Source organism: Peribacillus sp. NPDC097895 (assembly GCF_050277555.1).
Lineage (GTDB): Bacteria > Bacillota > Bacilli > Bacillales > DSM-1321 > Peribacillus.
This window is the reverse complement of the sequence record NZ_JBNNSH010000001.1, coordinates 353,229-376,134: the sequence shown is the minus strand read 5'-3', so window position 1 is coordinate 376,134 and position 22,906 is coordinate 353,229. Positions and strand designations below refer to the sequence as shown.

General features: G+C 41.0%; 21 protein-coding genes and 1 pseudogene. 5 read left to right on the top strand and 17 right to left on the bottom strand.

Going from position 1 to position 22,906, the window contains the following annotated elements:
- Positions 1-442 precede the first annotated feature (442 nt).
- From ACQKMH_RS01710 to ACQKMH_RS01675, 8 genes and pseudogenes are all read right to left on the bottom strand, one after another.
- Positions 443-1,588 carry a mannitol-1-phosphate 5-dehydrogenase gene (locus ACQKMH_RS01710; RefSeq protein WP_427585795.1) on the bottom strand — a complete coding sequence of 382 codons (1,146 nt, stop codon included), beginning with the start codon at positions 1,586-1,588 and terminating at the stop codon, positions 443-445.
- 5 nt (positions 1,589-1,593) lie between these two features.
- Complete coding sequence (locus ACQKMH_RS01705) at positions 1,594-3,684, bottom strand: BglG family transcription antiterminator (protein ID WP_427585794.1); 2,091 nt, start codon at positions 3,682-3,684, stop codon at positions 1,594-1,596.
- Positions 3,685-3,770: 86 nt separating this feature from the next.
- The gene (locus ACQKMH_RS01700; RefSeq protein ID WP_427585793.1) at positions 3,771-5,714 is read right to left on the bottom strand and encodes a PTS mannitol transporter subunit IICBA; all 1,944 of its coding nucleotides are present in this window, start codon (positions 5,712-5,714) and stop codon (positions 3,771-3,773) included.
- 208 nt (positions 5,715-5,922) lie between these two features.
- Complete coding sequence (locus ACQKMH_RS01695; protein WP_427585792.1) at positions 5,923-7,215, bottom strand: CitMHS family transporter; 1,293 nt, start codon at positions 7,213-7,215, stop codon at positions 5,923-5,925.
- Positions 7,216-7,534: 319 nt separating this feature from the next.
- Positions 7,535-8,227 (bottom strand): response regulator, encoded by a 693-nt coding sequence (locus ACQKMH_RS01690; RefSeq protein WP_427585791.1) that lies wholly within the window; start codon positions 8,225-8,227, stop codon positions 7,535-7,537.
- A complete protein-coding gene (locus ACQKMH_RS01685) occupies positions 8,227-9,816 on the bottom strand; it encodes an ATP-binding protein (RefSeq protein ID WP_427585790.1) in 1,590 nt (529 codons plus the stop codon). Before ACQKMH_RS01685 ends, ACQKMH_RS01690 begins: the two co-directional genes overlap by 1 nt.
- Positions 9,817-10,432: 616 nt before the next feature.
- Positions 10,433-10,807: a collagen-like protein gene (locus ACQKMH_RS01680; RefSeq protein ID WP_427585789.1), complete on the bottom strand. Its 375-nt coding sequence runs from the start codon at positions 10,805-10,807 to the stop codon at positions 10,433-10,435.
- A gap of 188 nt (positions 10,808-10,995) precedes the next feature.
- Positions 10,996-11,919, bottom strand: a pseudogene (locus ACQKMH_RS01675) (DNA-3-methyladenine glycosylase family protein).
- 251 nt (positions 11,920-12,170) lie between these two features.
- Between ACQKMH_RS01675 and ACQKMH_RS01670 the strand changes: the two are divergent.
- Positions 12,171-12,767: a bifunctional transcriptional activator/DNA repair enzyme AdaA gene (locus tag ACQKMH_RS01670; protein ID WP_427585788.1), complete on the top strand. Its 597-nt coding sequence runs from the start codon at positions 12,171-12,173 to the stop codon at positions 12,765-12,767.
- Positions 12,757-13,284: a methylated-DNA--[protein]-cysteine S-methyltransferase gene (locus ACQKMH_RS01665; protein ID WP_427585787.1), complete on the top strand. Its 528-nt coding sequence runs from the start codon at positions 12,757-12,759 to the stop codon at positions 13,282-13,284. The genes ACQKMH_RS01670 and ACQKMH_RS01665 overlap by 11 nt, the downstream gene beginning before the upstream one ends.
- A gap of 97 nt (positions 13,285-13,381) precedes the next feature.
- Here ACQKMH_RS01665 and ACQKMH_RS01660 read toward each other — a convergent pair whose 3' ends face one another.
- The 4 genes from ACQKMH_RS01660 to ACQKMH_RS01645 form a co-directional block, all read right to left on the bottom strand.
- Positions 13,382-13,825: a DUF2690 domain-containing protein gene (locus tag ACQKMH_RS01660; RefSeq protein WP_427587479.1), complete on the bottom strand. Its 444-nt coding sequence runs from the start codon at positions 13,823-13,825 to the stop codon at positions 13,382-13,384.
- Between the two features lie 85 nt (positions 13,826-13,910).
- The gene (locus ACQKMH_RS01655) at positions 13,911-14,372 is read right to left on the bottom strand and encodes a DUF2690 domain-containing protein (protein WP_427587478.1); all 462 of its coding nucleotides are present in this window, start codon (positions 14,370-14,372) and stop codon (positions 13,911-13,913) included.
- Between the two features lie 376 nt (positions 14,373-14,748).
- Positions 14,749-15,390 carry an NUDIX hydrolase gene (locus ACQKMH_RS01650; RefSeq protein ID WP_427585786.1) on the bottom strand — a complete coding sequence of 214 codons (642 nt, stop codon included), beginning with the start codon at positions 15,388-15,390 and terminating at the stop codon, positions 14,749-14,751.
- A 53-nt stretch (positions 15,391-15,443) separates the two neighbouring features.
- Complete coding sequence (locus ACQKMH_RS01645; RefSeq protein WP_427585785.1) at positions 15,444-15,710, bottom strand: transporter suffix domain-containing protein; 267 nt, start codon at positions 15,708-15,710, stop codon at positions 15,444-15,446.
- A gap of 251 nt (positions 15,711-15,961) precedes the next feature.
- On the opposite strand from ACQKMH_RS01645, the gene ACQKMH_RS01640 reads away from it, so the two are divergent.
- Entirely contained in the window at positions 15,962-16,642 is a 681-nt protein-coding gene (locus tag ACQKMH_RS01640) for a copper homeostasis protein CutC (protein WP_427585784.1), read from the top strand.
- 70 nt (positions 16,643-16,712) lie between these two features.
- Here ACQKMH_RS01640 and ACQKMH_RS01635 read toward each other — a convergent pair whose 3' ends face one another.
- From ACQKMH_RS01635 to ACQKMH_RS01625, 3 genes are all read right to left on the bottom strand, one after another.
- Entirely contained in the window at positions 16,713-17,123 is a 411-nt protein-coding gene (locus tag ACQKMH_RS01635) for a UPF0715 family protein (RefSeq protein WP_427585783.1), read from the bottom strand.
- A 184-nt stretch (positions 17,124-17,307) separates the two neighbouring features.
- Positions 17,308-18,045, bottom strand: a complete 738-nt coding sequence (locus tag ACQKMH_RS01630; protein WP_427585782.1) for a MerR family transcriptional regulator — start codon at positions 18,043-18,045, stop codon at positions 17,308-17,310.
- A gap of 149 nt (positions 18,046-18,194) precedes the next feature.
- Entirely contained in the window at positions 18,195-19,106 is a 912-nt protein-coding gene (locus ACQKMH_RS01625; protein WP_427585781.1) for a putative protein N(5)-glutamine methyltransferase, read from the bottom strand.
- 459 nt (positions 19,107-19,565) lie between these two features.
- On the opposite strand from ACQKMH_RS01625, the gene ACQKMH_RS01620 reads away from it, so the two are divergent.
- The gene (locus tag ACQKMH_RS01620) at positions 19,566-20,438 is read left to right on the top strand and encodes a DMT family transporter (RefSeq protein ID WP_427585780.1); all 873 of its coding nucleotides are present in this window, start codon (positions 19,566-19,568) and stop codon (positions 20,436-20,438) included.
- Between the two features lie 4 nt (positions 20,439-20,442).
- Here ACQKMH_RS01620 and ACQKMH_RS01615 read toward each other — a convergent pair whose 3' ends face one another.
- Together ACQKMH_RS01615 and ACQKMH_RS01610 are read right to left on the bottom strand one after the other, a co-directional pair.
- On the bottom strand, positions 20,443-20,577 hold the full coding sequence (locus ACQKMH_RS01615) for a hypothetical protein (protein ID WP_427585779.1): 135 nt from the start codon (positions 20,575-20,577) through the stop codon (positions 20,443-20,445).
- 61 nt (positions 20,578-20,638) lie between these two features.
- Positions 20,639-21,148, bottom strand: a complete 510-nt coding sequence (locus ACQKMH_RS01610) for a GNAT family N-acetyltransferase (protein WP_427585778.1) — start codon at positions 21,146-21,148, stop codon at positions 20,639-20,641.
- 323 nt (positions 21,149-21,471) lie between these two features.
- On the opposite strand from ACQKMH_RS01610, the gene ACQKMH_RS01605 reads away from it, so the two are divergent.
- The gene (locus ACQKMH_RS01605; RefSeq protein WP_427585777.1) at positions 21,472-22,860 is read left to right on the top strand and encodes an L-cystine transporter; all 1,389 of its coding nucleotides are present in this window, start codon (positions 21,472-21,474) and stop codon (positions 22,858-22,860) included.
- The last annotated feature ends 46 nt before the right edge of the window (positions 22,861-22,906 follow it).

The window sequence follows — 22,906 nt, the reverse complement described above, 5'->3', positions numbered from 1 at the left end:
ATAAATAGTTGAATTGATGATGAATCAATCCGCAATCGTTCTCCCGACTTCCTTACATGCTACTCTACTGAACTTCGTTGCATCAACGGCTCATACATAATGGATGAATGCCGTCCACAGACCGTATTGCAACGTTGCGCCAGGGTTCAAGTATTTGGATTAAATTCATGAGTTATCGCTTCAAACTCAGCCACTAAACTCTCATTTAACTGCACTATAACCTCTATTTACATGCATAAATTCCTAAAGTAAATCCTAAAATGCAACTTTTTTCTTGATTATCCCTCATTATTAAACACTTTTAGTTGGTATTGTATTATTTCCTTCTGAGCATTGTTAACCGCATTCGATCACGATAGTAAGCACAATGAGTCCTTTTACCAATTTTCCTATGTTTAAAAGCTCCTGAAAATTCATTTCAGGAGCTTTTAACTTAAATTATTTATTTTTTCAACGCATTGTAATGATTGACAACCTCTTTTGTTATTTCACTGCTTTTGTCCAATCCACTAACTTCCTTAAGAACGGCAGCTACACCCTTTTCTTTGATCATTGCTTGCAGCTTAACTGCTTCTTCATCTTCGTTAAAATCAAACAGCAATGCGGCTGCTATGGCCTTTGCCAAATTCGTGTAGGAAAGTCCGGCTTTCTTCGCTTCTACGGCGGGACGTACGAGACGGTCGTTCGGTCCAAGCTTTCGCATCGGTGAACGGCCCACTCTATTCACTGAGTCATTTAAATAAGAATTTTTAAATCGATTAATGATTTTTTCTATATAGTGCTGATGTTCATCGGCATCCAACCCATATTGCTTTATTAAATAAGCGCCCGTTTCCCCAAGGGTTTTCTTGACTTGCTCTACAATGCCTGCGTCCTCCAATGACTGATCAATCGTCGATTTTTTATTTTTGAGATAACCGAGGTAAGCAATGACGGCATGTCCTGTATTAACGGTAAACAGTTTTCTCTCAATGAATGGAGCGAGTTCTTTTACAATGGTCATCCCTTCAACGGCAGGAATGCTTTCATTCGTTTCAACGACCCATTCATAATAAGGTTCGACCAAAACATCGAGTGATCCCTCGTTATTTTGGATAGGAACGATACGATCGACTGCTGAGTTAAAGAAGTATACTTTATCGGCTAGTTTTTCTTTCGTATCTTGATCCAGTTTTTCTAGAATGTATCCTTCTAACAGGTCCGTTGCCGATATTTGGTTTTCGCAAGCGATCACATATAGCTTTTCATCGGTTTCCTTCACTCTTGAAGCCAATCCTTTTGCAATTAGGGGAGCGATATGGGGCAAAATATTCGGTCCGATTGCCGTGGTAAGGTAGGTTGCTTCGGAAATGGCCTTTATGATTTCCTCTTCCTGCTTTAAGCTATTTAAGCCTGAAACATTTTCTACCGTGACGGATTCTTGTTGATCAGTTGCCAATTTGACTTGATATTGCTTTTTATCATTTAACTGATCGATGATTTGATCAGCAATATCTACAAATGTCACATGATATCCAGACTGTGAAAAGAGTGCTCCTATAAATCCTCTTCCAATGTTTCCTGCACCAAAATGTACTGCTTGTTTCATTACAATCATCCCTTTATCAAGTTAGTATATAAATAGTCCAAAAATACAGTTTCCAATCTTCTGCTGATCATTTCTTCGTCCGAAGATGAAAAAATCATGATCGATTCATTACTTTCAATCAAGCTTGAACTTATTAAGCTGACGATTTCCTGCTGCTTCACACTCAATTCTTCAGGGGCAAGCATCAGCAGCAAGTTCTTCATATGGACGTCTTTCCCGTCCATACCTTTTACGAGACAATCTTCCTCCAAGTGAGTTACCTGGAATATCAATTCTTTTACGTTGTTATGCCTAGTGTGAAATAGACCCATTCCAGTTCCTGGAATGCCTAAACCACCTTTTTTCTCCCGTTCATTCAAGGATCTAATTACATCATCCGCACCCTTTAACAGTTCTTCCTTTTCAGCCATCCTGACCATTTCTTTAATGATTTCTGGATGTCCTTTCAGATGCGGCAGCCGATAAAACCGGAAATTATCCATGATCGACTCGATGCTACGCTGGGCATCTTTCAATTCCTGCAGAACTTCCTTTAACTCGCCATCCTCTTTTTTCGGGTGGAAATCCTTGTTGGCTGAATGACTGCTATAACGCTTATTCTTCGTGAAGTTTTCGATATTCTTCCTTAAATAATTCCTGATGTTCAATATATTCTCTTCACTCAGAAGAGGGGATACTAGGATATAATCCATATCGATATACGGAAGCCGGACGGTAGAAATGATTACATCATAGTTTTTCAGACTGCCCTGCTGCTGGATGTCTTTGATCGTCTTGATTTCTACAGTCTCGATTTCGATGATTTCTTTTTGGATCCGGCTTGCAAGCATCTTCGAGGTACCTATACCTGTCGGGCAAACGATGAGTGCCCTTATTGATATTTCTTCCTCCCGCAGCACCAATGCAGATCCGAAATGAAGGACGATGAAGGCTATTTCATCCTCAGGAAAACCTTTAATTTCTTTGAATCCCTTTTCCAGACTGGTCTTTACTGCCAAAAAGAGAACCGGATACTTTCGTTTGATATCTTCGGTTAAGGGATTGTACAATCCCATGTCCTGTTTAATCCGGAAAAGCGATGGTTCCATATGGGCTAGAAGCCCTTGATACAACGGGAAATCCTTGGTCAAGTCGATTTGCAGTTGTGCCGAAACATCTTTTATCAGGTTTCTTATCAGCTGGCCCAGCAACACACTGTCATATGGAACGGCATCGGCTGCATGAAGCTTGGAACCTTTAAGTATGGCTGCCAGGTAGCTTATATCATCAATGGTAAAAGAGACTTCCAGAATGTTGCTGAGTTCCTTGCCTATTTTATTCATGAGATTATTCTCATCCGAAAGTTCGCTTATTTTCTTGAAGTCCTTCTCCAAAAAAAATTGGCTTTCATTCCTTTGCAGGGTTACATAAATATGTACAATTAACCCTATATACCCGCTATCAGCCAGACGAGAATGGACACTATTAAAGGTAGAGTTCAGCACCCCATCGATAGCCAGAAGATATTCTGGATCGAAATAGTCGAGGATTTTCGCTTCTGGGAACTTTCCCTCTTGCAACAAAAATAAACTTTCAATCAGCTCTTCATTAAAAAAGTGCAAGAAATAGGCTGCCTGGGCTTTCCGTTTATTTTCTTCAGTGCCGGCAAGCTCAATTCCGACTCCCCTTTTCCTGGTAATCACGATATTAAAATTCTTTAACCATTCAGTCAGTTCGTCCAAATAGGTTGTAAGAGTCGTAATGCTTATACCGAGATGCCCCGCAAGAACTTGCGTTTTATATGATTCTTCCTGCAGTAAAGCTAAAAGGAGATGCATCTTTCGTTCTTGTGGCGTTTGATCGATGGGATGATTGCCCATCAGATGCTGTACAAGCCGAAAGATTTGTTCATTCTTCCCATCGATGGATAGCCCTTCATGTGTATTGCGTGTTAAATGCAACTCAAATGATTGCAGGATTTTTTCGATGGACTTCAGATCACGTTGAACCGTCCGGACACTTACATTCAGATGTGTCGCAATGGATATGGCCGTATGTTTTCCCGAAGTTTTAATGATCAATTCTATGATTGATTTTTCCCTTGAAGTAATATACATGCTACCAACTCATTTCAGGTGGAGTAACACGAGAAAATACTGAATAGAAAAGCGTAAAACGCTTTTCTATTCAAGGTGAAGAGTATTTATTTATTTTCTACATTGATAATATTCATCAATTCCCTGGCTGATGTGGCTTTAACCATCTTTTCAATATTCTCCATATCAGAGCAGGTAACTGCAATGCCAGAAAGTATTTCAAGATGCGTCCCATCCTTGCCGGCAATACCGAATATCAGTCGTGCCTTTTGGCCGTCAAAGTCGACACCTTCCGGAATCTGCAGAACGGTGAATCCAGATTTAAGGACATCTTTCTTCGCTTCCTCGGTACCATGTGGAATGGCTACATCATTGCCCATATAGGTTGAAGTCAGTTCATCACGTGCAATCATTGCTTCAATGTAACTTTCATTAACGTAACCTGCATTGAACAAAGCCCTTCCCGCAAAGCGGATTGCTTCTTCCTTATTGGCGAAATGTTGATTAAGGAAGACATTCTCTTCGCGAAGCAATTCATTATCTTCCTGTTCATCTTCTTCGATGCCAGGTTCAATGGAATGTTCACGAACACCTGGAACTTTCTCTTCAGCATCTTCGACAATCTCATGAAGCTCATCTGTACCGTCATCCTGAAGACGTGCAAGCAATGAATCGTACTCAGGGCTTGATAAGAAGTTATCGACGGAAATATGATAAGCATTCGGCACTTTATTCTGTGCCCTCGGAGTTAACTCTTCCTGTGTAATGACGATTTGTGCATCAGCAGGAAGGTTTGAGATCGCTGTATTAGTAACTGCGATATTCAAGCCAGCTTCCTTCACTTTCTTACGAAGCAGGGAAGCTCCCATTGCACTTGATCCCATCCCAGCATCACAAGCAAATATGATTTTGCTGACGTTTGTTGGCAAATTCCCTGGTTCTGATGCGAATACATCCGCAACAGAGCTTTTCTTCCCTTTCATTTCTTGCATTTTTTTCGCGGCATCTTCAATATTCTCATCCGACTGCTTTCCTGTTTTCAAAATGAATGCACCGACGATGAATGAAACAAGGGCCGCTACGATCACACCTGCAAAGTTCGCAATATATGCGCCCGCATTATGCGGAGTTACCGCTGTAATAGCTAGAATGCTTCCTGGTGAAGCCGGAGCGAATAATCCGCCGCCTAAAAGGACCAAAGTGAAAACTCCGCTCATTCCTCCAAGAATGACCGCTAAAAATAACATCGGCTTCATTAGAATGTAAGGGAAATAGATCTCATGGATACCGCCAAAGAAATGAATGATGGCAGCTCCAGGCGCCGATCTCTTTGCAGTGCCCTTTCCAAAAAAGCAATAAGCAAGCAGAACGCCTATACCAGGTCCTGGATTCGATTCAAGTAAAAACAGGATGGAAGCACCGGTTTGTTTAACTTGCTCAACACCGATTGGTGATAGTACACCATGATTAATGGCATTGTTCAAGAACAATACCTTAGCTGGCTCGATCAGGATACTCGTAAGTGGCAGTAAACCTGTACCTACAAGCCAATCAACTCCTGCTACAAGCCATCCAGTAAATACGTTAACAGCTGGCCCGATCGCCAAGAAGGATAGAATGGACAGCAAGCCGCCAAGTATCCCAGCCGAGAAATTATTAACAAGCATTTCAAAGCCGGCTTTTATTTTCCCTTCAATCAGTTGATCGAATTTCTTGATGACATAACCGCCAAACGGTCCCATTATCATCGCACCAAGGAACATCGGGATGTCAGATCCAACGATGACACCCATTGTCGCAATGGCACCCACTACGCCACCTCGGTGGTCATGGACTAACTTACCACCTGTATATCCAATTAAAAGCGGCAGTAAAAACGTAACCATTGGTGTAACCATCTTGGCAAGGCTTTCATTTGGCAAGAAACCAGATGGTATGAATAGGGCAGTGATTAACCCCCAAGCTATGAAAGCTGAAATATTTGGCATGACCATTGAACTTAGAAAGTTACCGAACTTTTGAACTGCAACTTTTATATTAAAGTGAGCCATTTGCTCTCTTCCCTTCATATTAATATAGTTTCCATTAATGTTAATGTACGTGCCAGCCGCATTCAACAAAAGAAAAAGCTAACTTTGTCGTTGAAGAGAAGACAAACATAATGTTTCTCGTTTTTCCATTTTTATTCATTCCATGATGAATGAAAAAGAAAAGAGTCCCGTTCGTAACGTTACGAACGGGACTCTTAAATGAACTTTATTATAGTGGGATGATTCCCAATAGGACGGATACCACTATCATGACAAGCGTCGATCCGCATGCCCATTTCAGGAAAGTGCGCTGCAATGCACCGAAATCTTCCCCTACCATTCCAACCAATAGATAGGTAGATGGAACAAGAGGGCTTAATAGATGGACGGGCAACCCTAATAGTGAAGCTCTACCGATCAAGGCAGGATCAATTCCATATGCAGCTCCCGCTTTAGCAAGTAATGGGAGCACTCCATAATAAAATGCGTCATTAGACATGAAGAACGTGAAAGGTGCTGAGATGATGGCTGTGATGACAGCAAAATGTGCACCCATTTGATCTGGAATGTGCTGAATCAAAGAGTTTGCCATGGCATCGACCATTTCCGTACCAGCAAGGATTCCAGTGAAGACACCTGCAGCAAAAATCATCGAAATGACAGATAAAGCATTGTCCGCATAGTTTGCCACACGCTCTTTTTGATCACTGAGTTTCGGATAATTAACCGTAATGGCAATGGCAAAACCTATCATGAAAAGAACTGCTGAAGGCATAAGTTCCATAATCAGCGCAACCAGCAGTGTAAGAGTCAATGCGTAATTGAATATGATCAATTTAGGACGCTTAAGATAAGCATCTTCCGTTGCAGCCGCGTGCTGTGCCACAGTACGATAATCGACTTCTATGATCCCAATTCTCTTTCTTTCTTTTTTACCCAGGCAATATGCCATGAACAAGACGAATAGGACTCCGCCAATCATCGCAGGAATGACAGGTGTGAAAACATCGGACATATCAAGTTTTAAAGCGGTCATCACCCGTGCTGTCGGGCCTCCCCAAGGAAGTAGATTCATGACTCCAGATGACGAAACAGCAATACCGGCCAATACTAGCGGTCTCATTCCAATCCGTTTATATAGCGGAAGCATGGCTGAAATCGTTATCATATAAGTAGTCGTACCATCTCCATCCAAGGAAATCAGCAAAGCCAGTACTGCCGTGCCGATGGCAATTTTGACTGGATCGCCTTTTACAACCTTAAGGATTGTATTAATGATCGGGTCAAAAACGCCAGCATCTATCAAAATGCCAAAGAAAAGGATCGCAAATAAAATCATGATACCCGTTGGCGCCACATCTTTGATTCCTTCCAAAGCCATTTCGCCCATTTTACCGCCAAACCCACCAATAAGTGCAAAGGCACTTGGTACTGCAATCAAAGCTATCATGGCTGAAAGTCGCCCTGTCATAATTAATATCATAAAAACTACTATCATCAAGTATCCTAATAAAGCGAGCATATGATCACTCCTCAATTTCTAATTTTCTAAATTGTATATGAAATCGCTTTATCTGTAAGCGTTTTCAATTTATTGTGTTTTAAAACTATTTTGTTAATTGTGTTCATTGTGTTCACGGAGACGCTTTCACTCTTATCATTACAGGGGTGGAATGCTGTTATCTAAACGGAACTACACACTGATTATAGCCATTGATGCAGGCAGTTGAATACATCTTCAAAAGGAACATAACGGCAAAACTCCGATTCCATATTTCCACCGTTATTCCCCATGAAAAAACACCTCCAGTTAGGAAGGTGTTTTACTTAAACAAGACTCTTTATGGAATTTTATAATATCTTCGCTCCGGTCTTCCCACTACCCCGTATACGACTTCCGCTTTACATTTCTTTACGGATATCAAGTATTCCAAATAGCGTCTCGCGGTTGTCCTGGAAGCGCCGATTTGTACACTCACTTGCTCTGCAGACAAACCTATATCGCTTGCTTTTAGAACCTCAATCACTTTCGTTAAAGTGATTTCATCGACCCCTTTCGGTAAGACGGGACCACTGTTCTTCGTTTCCGAAGCCGAAGACCCCTTTTTCAAAATAAGATCAACAAAATCCTGATCTATTTCTTGTTTCGATTGCATCAGATGGGCTTTCTTAAGGTACTCTTCGATAACCTGGTTGAAGCGTTTCATTTCCACTGGTTTAATTAAATAATTCTCTACACCGTAGTGAAGCGACTTTTCAAGTTGTTCTTTTTCTGTGGCTGCCGTAATCATGATGATATCCACGTTCGGGAACTTTTGACGGATGTCCGGAAGGAGGTCTGTCCCAAGCTGATCTGGCATATATACATCAAGCAATAGCAAATCAGGGCTTTTTTGCTCCAAGATCCGAAGCGTCTTTTTGGCATTGACTGCTTTTCCGACCACTTCTATTTCATCAAAGTTTTGCAGGAATTTTTCATGGATATCCGCTACACGAAAATCATCCTCTGCGATAACCACTCTTATCTTCAGCATTATTTTCCTCCTCTCGGTTCTTTAGGGAGATACACGGTGAATATCGTGTTTCCAGCCTCGCTTTGAACTTCGATGATGCCACCCAGCTCTTTTACGACCTGATCGGCATTTGAAAGTCCATATCCACTCGGACTTCCATTGTTCTTCGATGTGAAACCCCGATCAAAAACATAGGCGATATCATCCTCATGTATTCCTTTTCCATTGTCACTCACTTCAAATACCATGTCGTTTCCTATATCGGTTGCGAAAAATTTCACGAGCGGCTCATCCGTGCCCGAAACCGCTTCAAGCGCATTATCGATAATATTGCCAAGAATCAATGTAAGCTGTGACAATTTTATATGATCTGGGAGTTTCTCTAAGTAGCTTTGTGCGTCGATTTCAAAGATGATTTTCTTTTCCGATGCTTTGCCTATCTTACCAAGTAACAGGGCTTGTACCTTTGTATCCTTAATCTGTTCGAATACGACACGGTTCAGGGAATGCAATTCAGATGTTTCACTTTGGATCATATCTATTGCTTCATCATATTCCTCTAACTGTATTAAACCTGATAATACATATAGCTTATTGGTAAATTCATGGGTTTGTGCCCTCAAATCCTCTGAATGCATCTTCACCTCGGATAGTGTGTTGACCATTTCTTCAATTTCCGTTCGATCGCGGAATGAAGCGACAACACCGCTTACCCCTTCACTGTCGAAGATTGGTGTGCAATTAACGATAATGGACTTATCTTTCCATGAAATCTCTTTATCCATTTGTGGTTCACCAGACCTTAAAACTTCGAATAAATATTTCGAAGGAAATAGATCATCCACATTCAAATGGCGAACGGACTCTTTTATATCCAGCAATTTTTTCGCTGGTTGATTCATCGATGTAATCAACCCATTTTGGTCAATGGCCAAAATTCCTTCTTTCACCGAATGCAGTACTGCATTTTTTTCTTTATATAAATTAGCAATTTCAAATGGCTCAAGTCCTAATGTATCTTTACGTATGCTCCTTGCCAGCATATAACTGCCAATGATCGATATCATGATGGCGGCTAAAGATACAATCATCTCTTTCGACAGATCCTTGAAAATTTGGGCACGGACGTCGTCCACTAAAAAACCGACTGAGACGATTCCAATGATTTTTCCATCCTTATTGAAAATCGGTGACTTCCCCCGAATGGAAAGACCTAGTGATCCTGCAGCTTCGGAAACATAATATTCGCCGCCAGAAAGCGCCCTGCTATTATCTCCGCCTTCCATCCGCTTCCCTATTTCTGAAGCCAACGGATGGGAATAACGAATGCCCTCTTTATTCCCTACTACAATGAACTCAGCCCCTGTTTCCCTGCGGATCTTTTCGACAATCGGCTGAATGGTGTCAGCAGGATCTTCAGTTTCAAAAGCCTCGATAACTGTAGGCATGAAGCTAATCGTTTTTGAGAGCCCCAAAGCTAAATGGCCTTTATCCTTCGCTATTTGTCTTCCTTCCATATAGGAAAAAGAGGTCGTCAATAAGAGGATCAAAAAAAGGCTCAACGATAAGACTAACCCGAGAATCTTGGTTTCCAGCGATATTTTCCTCATATTCCACAGTCCTCTATATTCATTTTCACATACTTAATTTTATAGGAGCATAATGATTTTACCATTTCTATTAAATATTGAACATTGTAATAATACGGATACCAATTAATCACATAACTTCCTGTTGCAGTCCCGTTTTTACATTTCGCCTAAAATCATTTTCTCCATCCTCTTAGTTCATTGTTCATTAGAACTGTAGTTTATTTATAAAGCATCAGCATAAAGTTGGATTAATATGGTGATATTTAGACATAATTGGAGGTAATAACGAACAGAAAGGATTTAAATCTATTGTCCAGTATCATTACTATATTAGGTTTAATAGGTATTTTTGTCATAATCGTTTTTTTAGCCATTGCAAAAACTATAAAAGATAGTTGATTTATCAAAGCAGGTCCATTACACCCTAAGCTCTATTCTACTAGTCGGCCATCCTATGCGTAGCTCACTTTTTGATTTCATTAAATCATTTTTAATTCTTGTTTTTTATAGAGTAATCCCATTACATGGTTTAAGGGCATGTTTTGAAGAATCTTTTTTCAAAACACGCCCTTTCTATTTGTTCATTTATAAAAGTTTCTTGTATTAATTCGGTAAATTTGTTTTGAGCATTTTTTCAAAAGCAGCTAAAAGATCTGATTTGTCTTGTATCGATGCCAAAAATCGTCCAGAACCTGCCATTCCATCTAAAGCCTGCAACGGACCGCGGGCCGACAAAAATCGGGTAATACCAAAAACTCGCCCCATTATTCAGCCAGATGAACGTATTCCTGAATAAACAAAACGAAATCGCCCCTGGATCTACAGCAAATGTTGAAGCCTGTTGTTGTTGAGGGATAAACGCTGGCGGGGGAGCTGTTGGTGCTTGCGAATATTGCGGTTGTCCCGGTGGGCCAGGAAATCCAGGTATGCCCGGAAATCCAGGTATGCCCGGAAACTGTCGTTCAAGATAAGCTTGATCTTCATAATGATACGTTGGGTACATATACATGGTCATTCACCCCTATATGATTGAATGATATAAGGTATGATATATGGACCTAAGTTGTTTGGGCTGCCAGGAATAATGAATAGTGGCAATATATCTCCGAAAAATGAAATATATCGACGAAACCTTCAGTTATATCTTCGAAAATTAAAATATATCGACGAAGTCCACTGTTATATCAAAGAAGCACTTCAGTATAGCAATCTCCATAAATAGAATGTTGCGTATGCCTCCCAATCGGCCCACGCTTCCGATCGCTTCAGAATTTCCGCTTTTGTAGGTTTCACTTCCGTCTCCATGACCAGCTTCATTGAATTATGCAGCCCGACGTCATCGATTGGAAAGGCTGCTGGATAACGTAAACACCTCATCAGTACATAATTCGCTGTCCACGGACCAATTCCACGTATTTTGGTCAGCATTTTTTCAGCCACTTTCACATCCTTTGCATTCAACAGCTTTTCTTTCGTAAGTTCTCCTTGCACGATAAGTTGAGCCACTCCAATTAAATATTCGCACTTCTTCACGGTCATTCTCATCTTGGTAAAATCTTCTACCGTTAATTCCGCTATCACCTCTGGTGTTGGAAACAGCCAATATTGCTTTCCTTCATATTCTACAAATTCACCAAATCCCTCAACAAGCCTCCTTTTCAAGGTATAGGCGTAAGACAAGTTAATCTACTGTCCAAGAATTCCCCAGGCAATAGCTTCGAATAGATCTGGAATGCCCATGTTCCTTAGACCGAAGAATTGGTTTACTGGCCTTTTCAGTATAGGGTCATTTTCGGCTAGCTCATAAAAAGGCAGCAAATTTGTGTCAAGATCGAACCAGTCGCGAATGTATTGGGATACAGCGTCTTTAATATGTTTTTCCATTGCTTCATTCCTGCCTGGAAGTCGAACGGACAGCTCCGTTTCGTTCTCTGCACTGATTGCCACTATAAGCGTCTCATTTTCTACATCCAAGGCGCGATATATCTTTTGATCTTCAATATCGAACAGACATTCATTGGAGGATCGAGCCAAGTATTTAAGGTTTTCCGAAAAACTAAACTCTTTGGGTGTATGAATTCTCCATTCATTGCTTTCTTCTATTGATAATATCTCTTTCATCTTGCGCGCGCCTCCTTTGTCATGCTCCCTTTATTCTAATCAAGGAATAATTACGTTATCTTGCTCTTTCACTCATTTTTGCAGAAATAAAGGGATTATCGCTTCATCCCGCGTATTCCAATTAACTCCCTAATTTTAACAGATTTTTCATGCCAATCCATATGCAAAATAATTACGTTATCTTGCTTTTATATTATTGAAACGATTGCATATCAACACTTTCTTGTATACTAAAAGGAGAGGTGAATGTAATGATTTCGAAAAAGGCAGACATTCCGAATGATTATTGGAAGGCGATTATAGATTGTGATGCAGCGTATGATGATCATTTTTTATATGGAGTGAAAACAACAGGCATTTTTTGCAGGCCTTCCTGTAAATCCAGGGTGCCGAAAAAGGAAAATGTGAAGATTTTCAAAAATGCCATGATGGCCTTGGATGAGGATTTCCGGCCTTGTAAACGGTGTAAACCCGAAGGATTGATCCTGCCGACAGAGGACTGGATTGAACAAATAACAGAATGGATTGACAAACATTTCAGCGAGCCCCTCTCATTGAACAAATTGGCGGATATTTCACACGGCAGCCCATACCATTTACAAAGAATATTTAAGCGTGTGAAGGGGATATCGCCCACTGAATACATTCAACGCCTTCGTCTTGAAAAAGCAACGAGACTTCTTGAAAGCTCCGAACAGCCTGTAGCAGAAATAGGATTGGCTGTAGGTTTCTCGAGCACACCCTATTTCATAACGTTATTCAAAAAGAAAATGGGCGAGACACCAATGGGATACCGGAAAGATTATATTCAGAACGTAAGGAAGGAGAGCGAACAAGATGAGTGCTAAAGAACAAACCATTGACTGGGCCATTTTACATTATGAGAATTGGCAATTATATATGGCCAAGACAGATAAGGGACTTTGTTACGTAGGTTCACCAGGTCAATCGTATGAGGAACTGAAAGCTTGGATACAAAAACGCTTCCCTATAGCGAGACTTGTTGAAAATGAAGGGGCATTAAAACCGTATCTAAAGGAAGTGCAAGAGTATTTTGAAGGAACCCGGCAAACTTTCTCTTTTGCCAATGATGTAAATGGAACTTCCTTTCAACAGGAAATTTGGGACGCATTGAATCAAATACCCTATGGGGAAACCTGTTCATATTCCGATATTGCAAGAATCATCCAACGGCCTACAGCTGTTCGGGCTGTCGGAACGGCCATTGGCGCCAATCCTGTTCTGATCACGGTACCATGCCATCGGGTAATCGGTAAGAATGGATCCATAACCGGTTACCGCGGAGGAACGGATATGAAGCAATATCTCCTTCAATTGGAAGCACAAAATGGAAGCGATAAATGAATATGATGCATTTACTATCCGGCCAAGACAACTTTACATTACTTCATGACTAAAAAAAGCATCCGATCATTCGGATGCTTGCAAAAAATCACTACTTCTAGAACCAAATGGTCACCGCTTTTTTATATGCATCACTATTAGGGATCGCATGTATCCCTTGGGCCTGTGCTTTGCGAGGATCGAAGTCATATACCATTGGTGTATAACACGAGGTCTGCCCCTTATTCACAACACCATTTCCACCGGAACTTGCACACGTATAGGCCTTACCATCAGTACTGCGGATGATTCTCGCATCCGCATCATGATTATATACGGCCGGACGGGTAACGGTGACTTTCGCCCAGGCTGTTTTACAGGTCGTACTGAATTTCAATTCTACGTATGAAACGGAATCGATCCATTTTTTATCCTTCGTTACAGCCGAGCTTGCACAATTATTATAGGTAGGGCTTTTTCCATCATAAGTATGAGTTTCTGCCAATGCTTGTTCATTCCCAATTACGAAAAAATCGAGAATGAATATCGACATAGTCATCATTATGGATAAACCTATCATTTTAAGCTTATTATTCAAGTCATTCATCCTTTCTTCGAATAACATAGAGAAGGCTTTTCCTTTATCATTAATACCAGCCTGTTTCACCTGCTGTATAAGGCCAAAATGCGACTGCTTTTGCTTTTCGAGGATCTAAATCATATACCATAGGGGTGTAGCATGTCGTTTGACCTTTATTTATTTCACCATTTCCACCAGGAGATGCACAACTGAATTGCTTATTATCAGTATTGCGGACAACCAATGCCGTTGCCTCCCCATCCGATTTAGCTGGCCTGCTTAAAGTGATCTTTGCCCAAGCCGTTTTGCAAGTTGTGCTGAATTTCAACTCCAAATTGGCAGAAGCACCGTTGGCATTAATTTTCACAGACTTCTTCGTCACTGCACTGTTCGCACAATTATTATAGTAAGGACTTTTTCCATCATAAGTGTGGGTTTCTGCCGATGCTTTGCTGGCAAAAGAATCCAGGGAGCCAAATAGAACTAAAAAAGCTACAAAAAATGAAATGCACAAAACCTTTTTTTTCATTGTTTCACTCATCCCCTTAACAAAAATTTGTACACTGTTCATATTACAATTTTGTAATATTCTTACAAGTGATAAATTCCCCAATTCATGAAGATCGGCAGAAACTCCTTTACCTTTCATCCTTTTACAACTCTTACAGTCTGGTATGTCTCGTTTTATCATCAAAATCAACGGACGGACAAAGTCGTTATCCCCATGAGAAATTCAGTATAAGTAAGAGATAAATGAAGGGAATTTACGTCTCACGTGGAGTCAAAACGAGCCAATAGGCCACCTTTGGCTGGAATAAGCACAGGTCGATATACTTAAATGGATGAGTATCAAATAAAGAGAAAAGCCCTAACAAAACTCGTATTGTTTCGTTGGGGCTTCACTTTCACTTAGCACTTGGCGGCTTAGATAAGTTTTCTCTGATCAATCTAATGATGCTTACATAATAGGAACGATCATGCGGCACAAACTCATCTCGCCCTACATAGCGATCGATCATCATTCTTTTGTCTTCTTGTTTTATTTCAAATCCCTGGATATTCACTTTTTCCTTCGCTTCGGTCCAAAGCTCCTCGAAATCATTCAGTACGACTTTAACCAACCCGGAAACCTCTTCTTGCTGCAGGATGAAATCATCGAAGTGATGTGTACTTACATATAGAAAGACGTTTGCTAATTCTTTGTCGATGAAATGCTCTTTTGCTTGTTGGTATTCAATAATCCCCAATGGAACCAACTCGTCAAAGGAAACATCAATGCCTATTTCCTCTTTTATCTCCCTTACTCCGTCATATACCGTTTCATGAGCCAGCAAATGACCGGCAGCCGTAATATCCAATAGGTTCGGATAATCTTTTTTCATTGCACAACGATGTTGAAGATATAGATATTCCACGCCCGCTTCCCTGCTAACGAACCAACAATGAAAAACCTCATGCCAATGTCCCAGTCTATGTACCTCTTCACGCGCAGCCACGCCGATTTGATTGCGATCATCATCGAATACTTTCAACATCTCCGTTTCCATCGTTCGTCCCTCCTTTCCTTCCTAGGCCCGGAAAATTCAGTAGCTCCGTTGCTTCACTCTTTTTCTTTTCTCCAATTTTTCGGGTTTAAATAACCTTTGTATTTTGCAGCCACTTCTTTCCCAACCAATAGCGCACCTACCCAAAACATGACTTCTGCAAATACGATCGCCCCTGTTATGACCCCAGCTTTCACCGCAGTCGAAAAAGGCGTAAAGGGAGCTATTACAGGAATGATCCAAGTCAGGAGGGAAACGATCAAGAAACCCAACCCTATTTTGTAAAACTTCGATTTCGTTACTTGCTTACCTTCTTTATCCAATTAAATAACCTCCAAAATGATCAAATTGCTTTACTTACTCGCCAAACATTCACATACAAGAATACCATCTTGAATATATTCTTTTTTTATACGTTTGAATGCTCATTTCGTTTCAAAATATGAGAAATAAAGAAATGCCAGTTGAGGAAAGCTAGCAAAGATCGGAACAGGCATTTGAAATGTGGCCAGGTTATAATAACTGTGTAGGACATACTATTTATCACACTAGTAAACCAAGAAAGGAAAAGCCCATGTACATTGAATTCATTGCCACGACCATAGAAGATGCCATTTTAATCGAAAAATCGGGTGCAGACCGAATCGAGCTCGTCAGTTCTTTAACCGAGGGAGGATTAACTCCCAGTCACGCCCTGATAGAAGCTATCGTGCGTTCAGTCAACATTCCCGTCAACGTGATGGTAAGACCTCATAGCCAATCATTCTGTTACTCTCAAAGTGATCTGGATATTATGAAAAATGATATCGAGATGATAAGTACCCTTGGAGCAAACGGTGTGGTATTGGGTGCATTAAATGAAAAAAATGAAATCAATCAATCATACCTCGAAGTGCTATTAAAGGCATGTGACGGTTTGGACGTTACATTCCACCGCGCCATCGATGATACGCCCGACCCAGTCCGTTCAGCTCAAATGCTAGCAAAGTATCCGGAAATAACAACGATCTTGACCTCCGGCGGCCATGGGGATTTTCCCAGCCGAATGAAAACCATTTTGCAAATGAAAAACGTCTGCGGGGACATATCGCTATTGGTGGGAAGCGGCTTGAATAAGGATAATATCCTTTCAGTCTCCTCCGAACTAAATACCGGTTACTATCATTTCGGTACGGCTGTTCGAAGAAACAACAGTCTCATTGAAGGAGTTCAATTGGAAAAAGCCAAAGAAATTGTAAACATGCTAAAGATATAAGAACATTCCGCTTAAAATTTCAGGAGGGACCAATTCATTCTTTGGTCCCTTTTTTGATATAGATGGCTTTTCATTTTTGTAAAAAGACCGAGTCCCAAAACCAAAAAATAATAGCTGCAGAAAGGCTTAATACATAGTAATTCTTTGTAGTTAATACATCCATACTGACGTCAAAATTAAGCACCCAACTAAAAATGAATACAGTCAGCAAAGAGAACAAAATATAAAGGCAGAAATAAATTAAACTGAATTTTTTAGGCTGCTTATTGAAGTGGACCTGTACCGGAACGGCAAATAATAAATAAGGGATAACCAAATAAAAAGAAAATATGATAATGCCAGGCAGCCCCCAGGAGGGACCGCCTGTAAAAATAACCATCACCGTTGAAAGCGATAGACAGGAAGAGACTAGACTAAAAAAATAATAAGGAATCACATCGCTTACCTTCGATACCTTTTCACTCAATTTCCAAAGTTCCATTTTACCCTCCACAAATGCATGATTCCCTTTTATACGGATAACGCATTAACACCATTATTCTTCATTTGAATGTACTCCGCAACAAGCTAATGGGAATTTTTACATAACCTTAAGGCTCAAAAGAAAAAGGCTGCCGCAGCAACCTTCCAAATATAGCTTTTTTAGGGTGCCCAGAACATTCACATTAATTTTTGTTAGCATCAGCAAAGTGCCCCATGGCATCGCACATGAATTTGGCTAATCCATCACCATATTGGTCGATATTTTTGGTAAAGCGCTGATCATCAACATACATTTGGCCTAACCCTTTGAAAGCATCCAGTGAGTATGTGCCAAAGTTTTGGTTTAAACAATCATACCATTTTCTAATGGCTGCTTGGGCTTCCTCCGATTCAGGTGAGGCATTTCGGATGGAAGCAAGTTTTGTATAGATTTCCGATACAGCTTTTTGTGCCTCTTTGGACATGCCCGCCACTTTAGCGTTCGACTCATCAACCGCTTTATCCCCCCAAAGCTTGCGAGCTTCTTGTTCATATGGATTCTGACTGAAGTCAAACCCTTCAAATTTTTCTTTATTCGTCATTTGAATTTCCCCTTTCATATGCTTGAGCGATTTATCGACCGTGTTAATTAATTTATCAAGTTGACTGCGTTTCTCCAGTAACATTCTTTGATGCTGCAATAACGCCTCTTGTTTATCGAACGAAGAACTGCTTATGATATGTTTAATTTCCTTTAAAGGCATGTCGAGTTCCCTGAAAAACAAGATTTGCTGCAACATCTCAAGATTATCATTGGAATACAGGCGATAACCGGAATCGCTGGTCTCCTCTGGCGATAATAACCCGATTTCATCATAATAATGCAGTGTCCGCACACTGATGCCAACTAAATCAGCAAGTTCCTTCACTCTCATCGCCACTGCTATCCCCTCCTCTCGATATAAATAACTGTAAGGTATTACGCAACGTGAGAGTCAAATGGAAAATGAAATTTATCCTGTTCCTTTAGCTCCATAAGAAAAGGAAATCCTTCCAAATTAAGAATCGCACCTGTTATATGAAAACTTTTTTATTCTTGCGCCCTGGTTCCGATGACAACAGTAGCGTCAAGTTCCTCGTAATGTTCCATCTGCGTTATTAGGCCGTTTTGAGCAAAAATCTCAAAGGTCTTCAGCGCCTGTCGCTCGCTGGTTTCGACGAGCAGGTGCCCTCCCGGTGCAAGCCATAGTGCAGCCGCAGCCGCAACACGACGCTGGATGTCAAGCCCGTCCGTACCTCCATCGAGTGCCACCCGCGCCTCATATATACGGGCTTCTTGAGGCAACAGCCCAATAACCCCGGTAGGAACGTAGGGAGCATTGGCGACGAGGATGTTGACTTGTCCCTGCAGTGTGGCTGGAAGAGGCTCATAAAGGTCACCCTCGTACACATGACCACCGATGCAAGTGATATTGCGGCGGGCACACCGCACCGCAGCTGGGTCGATGTCGACAGCATACAACTCGAAATCTTCCAAAACTTTTGCGACCGCATAACCCACAGCGCCCGTGCCGCAGCAAAGGTCAACCAAGACATCTCCAGGCATGGCAAGGGTTGCTGCTTGGCGGACTAAAAGCTCAGTGCGTCGGCGGGGCACGAAGACACCCTGATCCACCTCTATCCGGATACCGCAGAACTCCGCCCAGCCGATGGCATGTTCCAGGGGCAAACCGGCTGCGCGTCTTTCCATCATGACAGTAAGTTCGGCTGGCGTCCGTGCCGCGGATATCAACAATCGGGCCTCATCTTCGGCAAAAACACAGCCAGCGGCAGAAAGAGTGGCGACGATGTTGGCATACACAGAATGATTCACAAATGGTTCCAACTCTGTATAGATCGTTAAGTCGTCATCTTTTTTTAAAGTTTCAGTTTCCATTGAATAAGAACTTCCATCAACACCATTTATTTTCCCACAGTTAATAGACGCCTTTCTAAAGTCCATAAGTTTCCCCCCGCTCTCTATGAATCTGTATATTATAAAACTTAAAATCGAACTACCAAATGCTCCGTAGTGCAAAAAAAGATCGTGTAAACCCTTATATGCAAAAAAGGAATTTATTTAATGTAAGCGTATTGGCCTTGGATTCCACTGAAGTGCCATGAGTCGATTGCCTGTGTCATCTACATGTACACTAAAGAATTTTCCATGACCATGAAGGGAGTGGGAGATTACAGTACTGATTGATTAACTTCAACTTTTAAACGGAACAGTTATATACTATATACAACTAATTGTTGTATGATGAGTTTACTATAATAATTGCGCAGGTGAGGTGAAAAACGATGATGCATTCACCACTATTTGAAAATGATGTGCCAGTAGTTATTCTCCCTTAACGGCAGAAAACTACAACTCCGTTAAGGACAGCAATAATTGTCTAAAGAAAACGGAGGGTGCAAAGTGAAAAATACCTTAATAGGTTCATTATATTTATCAATCGCTGCCAGCATTTGGGGCGGGATGTATGTGGTGGTAAAGGTTGTGGTGGACACAGTGCCGCCACTGGAATTGGTTTGGTTACGCTATGTCATTGCAATTGTTCCATTGCTGATCATCGGGATTGTAACAAAACAATCATGGCGTATTGAAAAACGACACTGGCTGTTAATTTTCATGATCGGGCTCATTGGTAATACAACTTCCATTGTAACCCAGGAGATTGGTACGATGCTCTCCACTGCACAAATGGGTGCCATTATCACTTCAACGACACCTGCATTCATGGTCCTTTTTGCACGAATCATTTTAAAAGAAAAGATAACATTACGAAAAGCACTCTCAATCATTCTAGCTTCAATTGGTGTCTGTATTATTGTCGGAAATGCGAATATCAATTCATCCAATCAACTTGGTGCGATAGCGCTGCTTATTGCTGCATTAACATGGTCGCTTATGTCTGTTCTTATTAAACGTGTACCTGGGCAATATTCACAAATTGTCGTAACCACCTATGCCATTCTGGTATCCATTGTCTTACTAACGCCTTTTACAATTAATAGATTAGCTAAACTCGACTTTCAAGCCATGGTGCACCCATCTATTTGGGGCGGGCTTTTATACTTGGGAGTCATATCGACGGCAAGTGCCTTTTTACTATGGAACCGCGGATTGCGGATGCTAAATGCTTCAAGTGGCGGTTTATTTTTCTTTTTCCAGCCTATAGTCGGTACCTTTCTGGGCTGGCTATTGCTAGGAGAACAAATTGGCTTGGCTTTTTGGATGGGTACTCTATTAATCTTTATTGGTGTTATAGTTGTCATTCGAGAAGGATAAGCATCTAGAAAAAGCTGATTGGTGTTATATGCCGATCAGCTTTTTCTATTCCCTTTGCCTTCAATGTAAGCTCTTTATTATCGTTCAATCCGTCAGAAAGTAATTGTACCCATTCTTCCAGTGAAAGTTTATCCGTCATATGCTTATATGCATCGGGGCTTCTAACGAACACATGCGTTCAATAGAACAAAACGAACGATTTATAGGTTCCTACTATAATGGTAGAATGTTAGCTTTTGACCGGCATCCACATTATTTTCCTCATTAGTTGAAATCCGTTCAAAACCGTTTTTCCCCAAAACCTTTTGCGAGGCAATATTGTCGCTTGTCGTTTTCGCATGTATTTGAATCACATTCAATCCCGGCGCTAGTTTAACCAATCGCTTTAAAGCTTCGTTCGCTATCCCCTTTTGCGTAAATGCTTCACCAATTCTATAACCGACATCAGCCGTACCATCGATGGGATCTATATCCACAAGGTTAATCCTGCCAACAATTGTACCTGAGCCATCCTTAATCAAGTAAAAATAGGAGAGTCCAACTTCTTGTTCATTCAATAATTCCTTATGTCTGACTTTAAAGTTTTCAAAGCCATAATAATCGTCTCCCCGGCCTGGGACCGTTTTCTCGAAAAACCTTCTATTATCGCATTCGAATGCAAATAACCCTTTTGCATCTTCATCATTAAGCATTTCAATGGATATTTCCATCGCTGCTTCACCCCTAACAAATATTGTTATATCTTTTAAAATTTGATCCTTCATCATTTGATTCAAGAAACCAAAAGACTTATCCTTCCTGATACTATATATATAATGGAAGATTTGTACAGGGCTTGATCCTTGTGCGTCGAAAGAATCTTATACCTTTTATTATCCTTCTAATCCAGTTCGTGAATATGGATACATACATGAATATCTTCCGATGTCAAAAATATATTATTTTTATCTGGTAAAAAATCAAGGGATGATGTATCATAGGCATCAGATATTTATTAAACTTATTAGCTTAATCGGAATTAGGAGGAATATATATGATTGGTTATGTGTTTTTAAATCTTGCCATAATGCTCATTCTTTTAGGCGTTTTATTTTACATGAATAAAAAACATGTCTCCTTTACAAAAAGGGTCTTTACTGGTCTAGGTTTAGGGATTGTATTCGGACTACTTTTGCAGTATTTCTATGAACCACAGTCAGAAGCGATCGTTAAATCGGTCGATTGGTTTAACATTGTTGGTTCTGGCTATGTCAAGTTCCTGCAAATGATTGTTATGCCGCTTGTCTTCATCTCGATTTTGTCCGCATTTACAAGGTTGAAACTAACTAGCAATATCGGAAAGATCAGTGTCTTGATCATCGGTATCCTGCTTGGAACGACTGCGATTGCAGCGGCTGTTGGGATTACATCCGCATCTGTATTCAATTTGGAGGCCGTTCAAATCGAGCAAGGAGAAGCAGAGTTAAGCCGTGGGGATCAAATATCGGAAACATACGGTACGATTCAGGATAAAACGATGCCTCAGCAGATCCTTGAATTGATTCCTTCAAATCCATTCCAAGATTTAACGGGGGCACGTCCGACTTCGACCATATCCGTTGTGATTTTTGCAGCTTTTCTTGGAATTGCCTATTTAGGGGTCAAAAGGAAGCAGCCTGAACATGCAGAATTTTTTGCGAAGATAGTAGATACATTACACAGCATCATCATGCGCGTAGTAACGTTAATTCTTCGTTTAACGCCATACGGAATCTTGGCGATCATGACGAAGACGGTAGCAACGAGTGATTTGGACGCCATCCTGAAATTGGGGAAATTCGTGGGAGCCTCTTATGTCGCCCTGATTGTCATGTTCCTCATCCATTTGTTATTGCTGACGCTTGCAGGATTGAATCCAATTGTATATATGAGAAAAGCTTTCCCAGTATTATCTTTTGCCTTCACTTCAAGAACAAGTGCAGGTGCTCTGCCATTGAACATCCAAACACAGAAACAACTAGGAGTGTCTGAAGGTATTGCCAACTTTGCTGGATCCTTCGGTCTGTCAATCGGTCAAAACGGCTGTGCCGGCATCTATCCGGCTATGTTAGCGGTCATGATCGCACCAACAGTGGGAATCAACCCACTCACTCCATCCTTTATCGCGATGTTGATTGCCATCGTGGCCATCAGCTCTTTCGGGGTTGCCGGTGTAGGTGGCGGAGCAACATTTGCTGCCATTCTAGTATTATCTGCGATGAACTTGCCAATTGCCTTGGCTGGACTTTTGATTTCCGTCGAGCCATTGATCGATATGGGAAGAACGGCAGTGAATGTCAGCGGAAGCATGACTTCAGGTATTCTTACAAGTAAAATAACGGGAGACCTGGATAAGCAACAATTCAGCGAAGAATCATCTTTGAAAATAGAAGCTGAAATGTAAAAGCAAAAGCATCAAACTTTCTGTTATGGGAAGTTTGATGCTTTTT

Bases quoted from the DNA above. Each gene is read 5' to 3' on its own strand.
- ACQKMH_RS01710 (WP_427585795.1), bottom strand. From the start codon at position 1,588: ATGAAACAAGCAGTACATTTTGGTGCAGGAAACATTGGAAGAGGATTT.
- ACQKMH_RS01705 (WP_427585794.1), bottom strand. From the start codon at position 3,684: ATGTATATTACTTCAAGGGAAAAATCAATCATAGAATTGATCATTAAA.
- ACQKMH_RS01700 (WP_427585793.1), bottom strand. From the start codon at position 5,714: ATGGCTCACTTTAATATAAAAGTTGCAGTTCAAAAGTTCGGTAACTTT.
- ACQKMH_RS01695 (WP_427585792.1), bottom strand. From the start codon at position 7,215: ATGCTCGCTTTATTAGGATACTTGATGATAGTAGTTTTTATGATATTA.
- ACQKMH_RS01690 (WP_427585791.1), bottom strand. From the start codon at position 8,227: ATGCTGAAGATAAGAGTGGTTATCGCAGAGGATGATTTTCGTGTAGCG.
- ACQKMH_RS01685 (WP_427585790.1), bottom strand. From the start codon at position 9,816: ATGAGGAAAATATCGCTGGAAACCAAGATTCTCGGGTTAGTCTTATCG.
- ACQKMH_RS01680 (WP_427585789.1), bottom strand. From the start codon at position 10,807: ATGTATATGTACCCAACGTATCATTATGAAGATCAAGCTTATCTTGAA.
- ACQKMH_RS01670 (WP_427585788.1), top strand. From the start codon at position 12,171: ATGATTTCGAAAAAGGCAGACATTCCGAATGATTATTGGAAGGCGATT.
- ACQKMH_RS01665 (WP_427585787.1), top strand. From the start codon at position 12,757: ATGAGTGCTAAAGAACAAACCATTGACTGGGCCATTTTACATTATGAG.
- ACQKMH_RS01660 (WP_427587479.1), bottom strand. From the start codon at position 13,825: ATGATGACTATGTCGATATTCATTCTCGATTTTTTCGTAATTGGGAAT.
- ACQKMH_RS01655 (WP_427587478.1), bottom strand. From the start codon at position 14,372: ATGAAAAAAAAGGTTTTGTGCATTTCATTTTTTGTAGCTTTTTTAGTT.
- ACQKMH_RS01650 (WP_427585786.1), bottom strand. From the start codon at position 15,390: ATGGAAACGGAGATGTTGAAAGTATTCGATGATGATCGCAATCAAATC.
- ACQKMH_RS01640 (WP_427585784.1), top strand. From the start codon at position 15,962: ATGTACATTGAATTCATTGCCACGACCATAGAAGATGCCATTTTAATC.
- ACQKMH_RS01635 (WP_427585783.1), bottom strand. From the start codon at position 17,123: ATGGAACTTTGGAAATTGAGTGAAAAGGTATCGAAGGTAAGCGATGTG.
- ACQKMH_RS01625 (WP_427585781.1), bottom strand. From the start codon at position 19,106: ATGGACTTTAGAAAGGCGTCTATTAACTGTGGGAAAATAAATGGTGTT.
- ACQKMH_RS01615 (WP_427585779.1), bottom strand. From the start codon at position 20,577: ATGACGGATAAACTTTCACTGGAAGAATGGGTACAATTACTTTCTGAC.
- ACQKMH_RS01610 (WP_427585778.1), bottom strand. From the start codon at position 21,148: ATGGAAATATCCATTGAAATGCTTAATGATGAAGATGCAAAAGGGTTA.
- ACQKMH_RS01605 (WP_427585777.1), top strand. From the start codon at position 21,472: ATGATTGGTTATGTGTTTTTAAATCTTGCCATAATGCTCATTCTTTTA.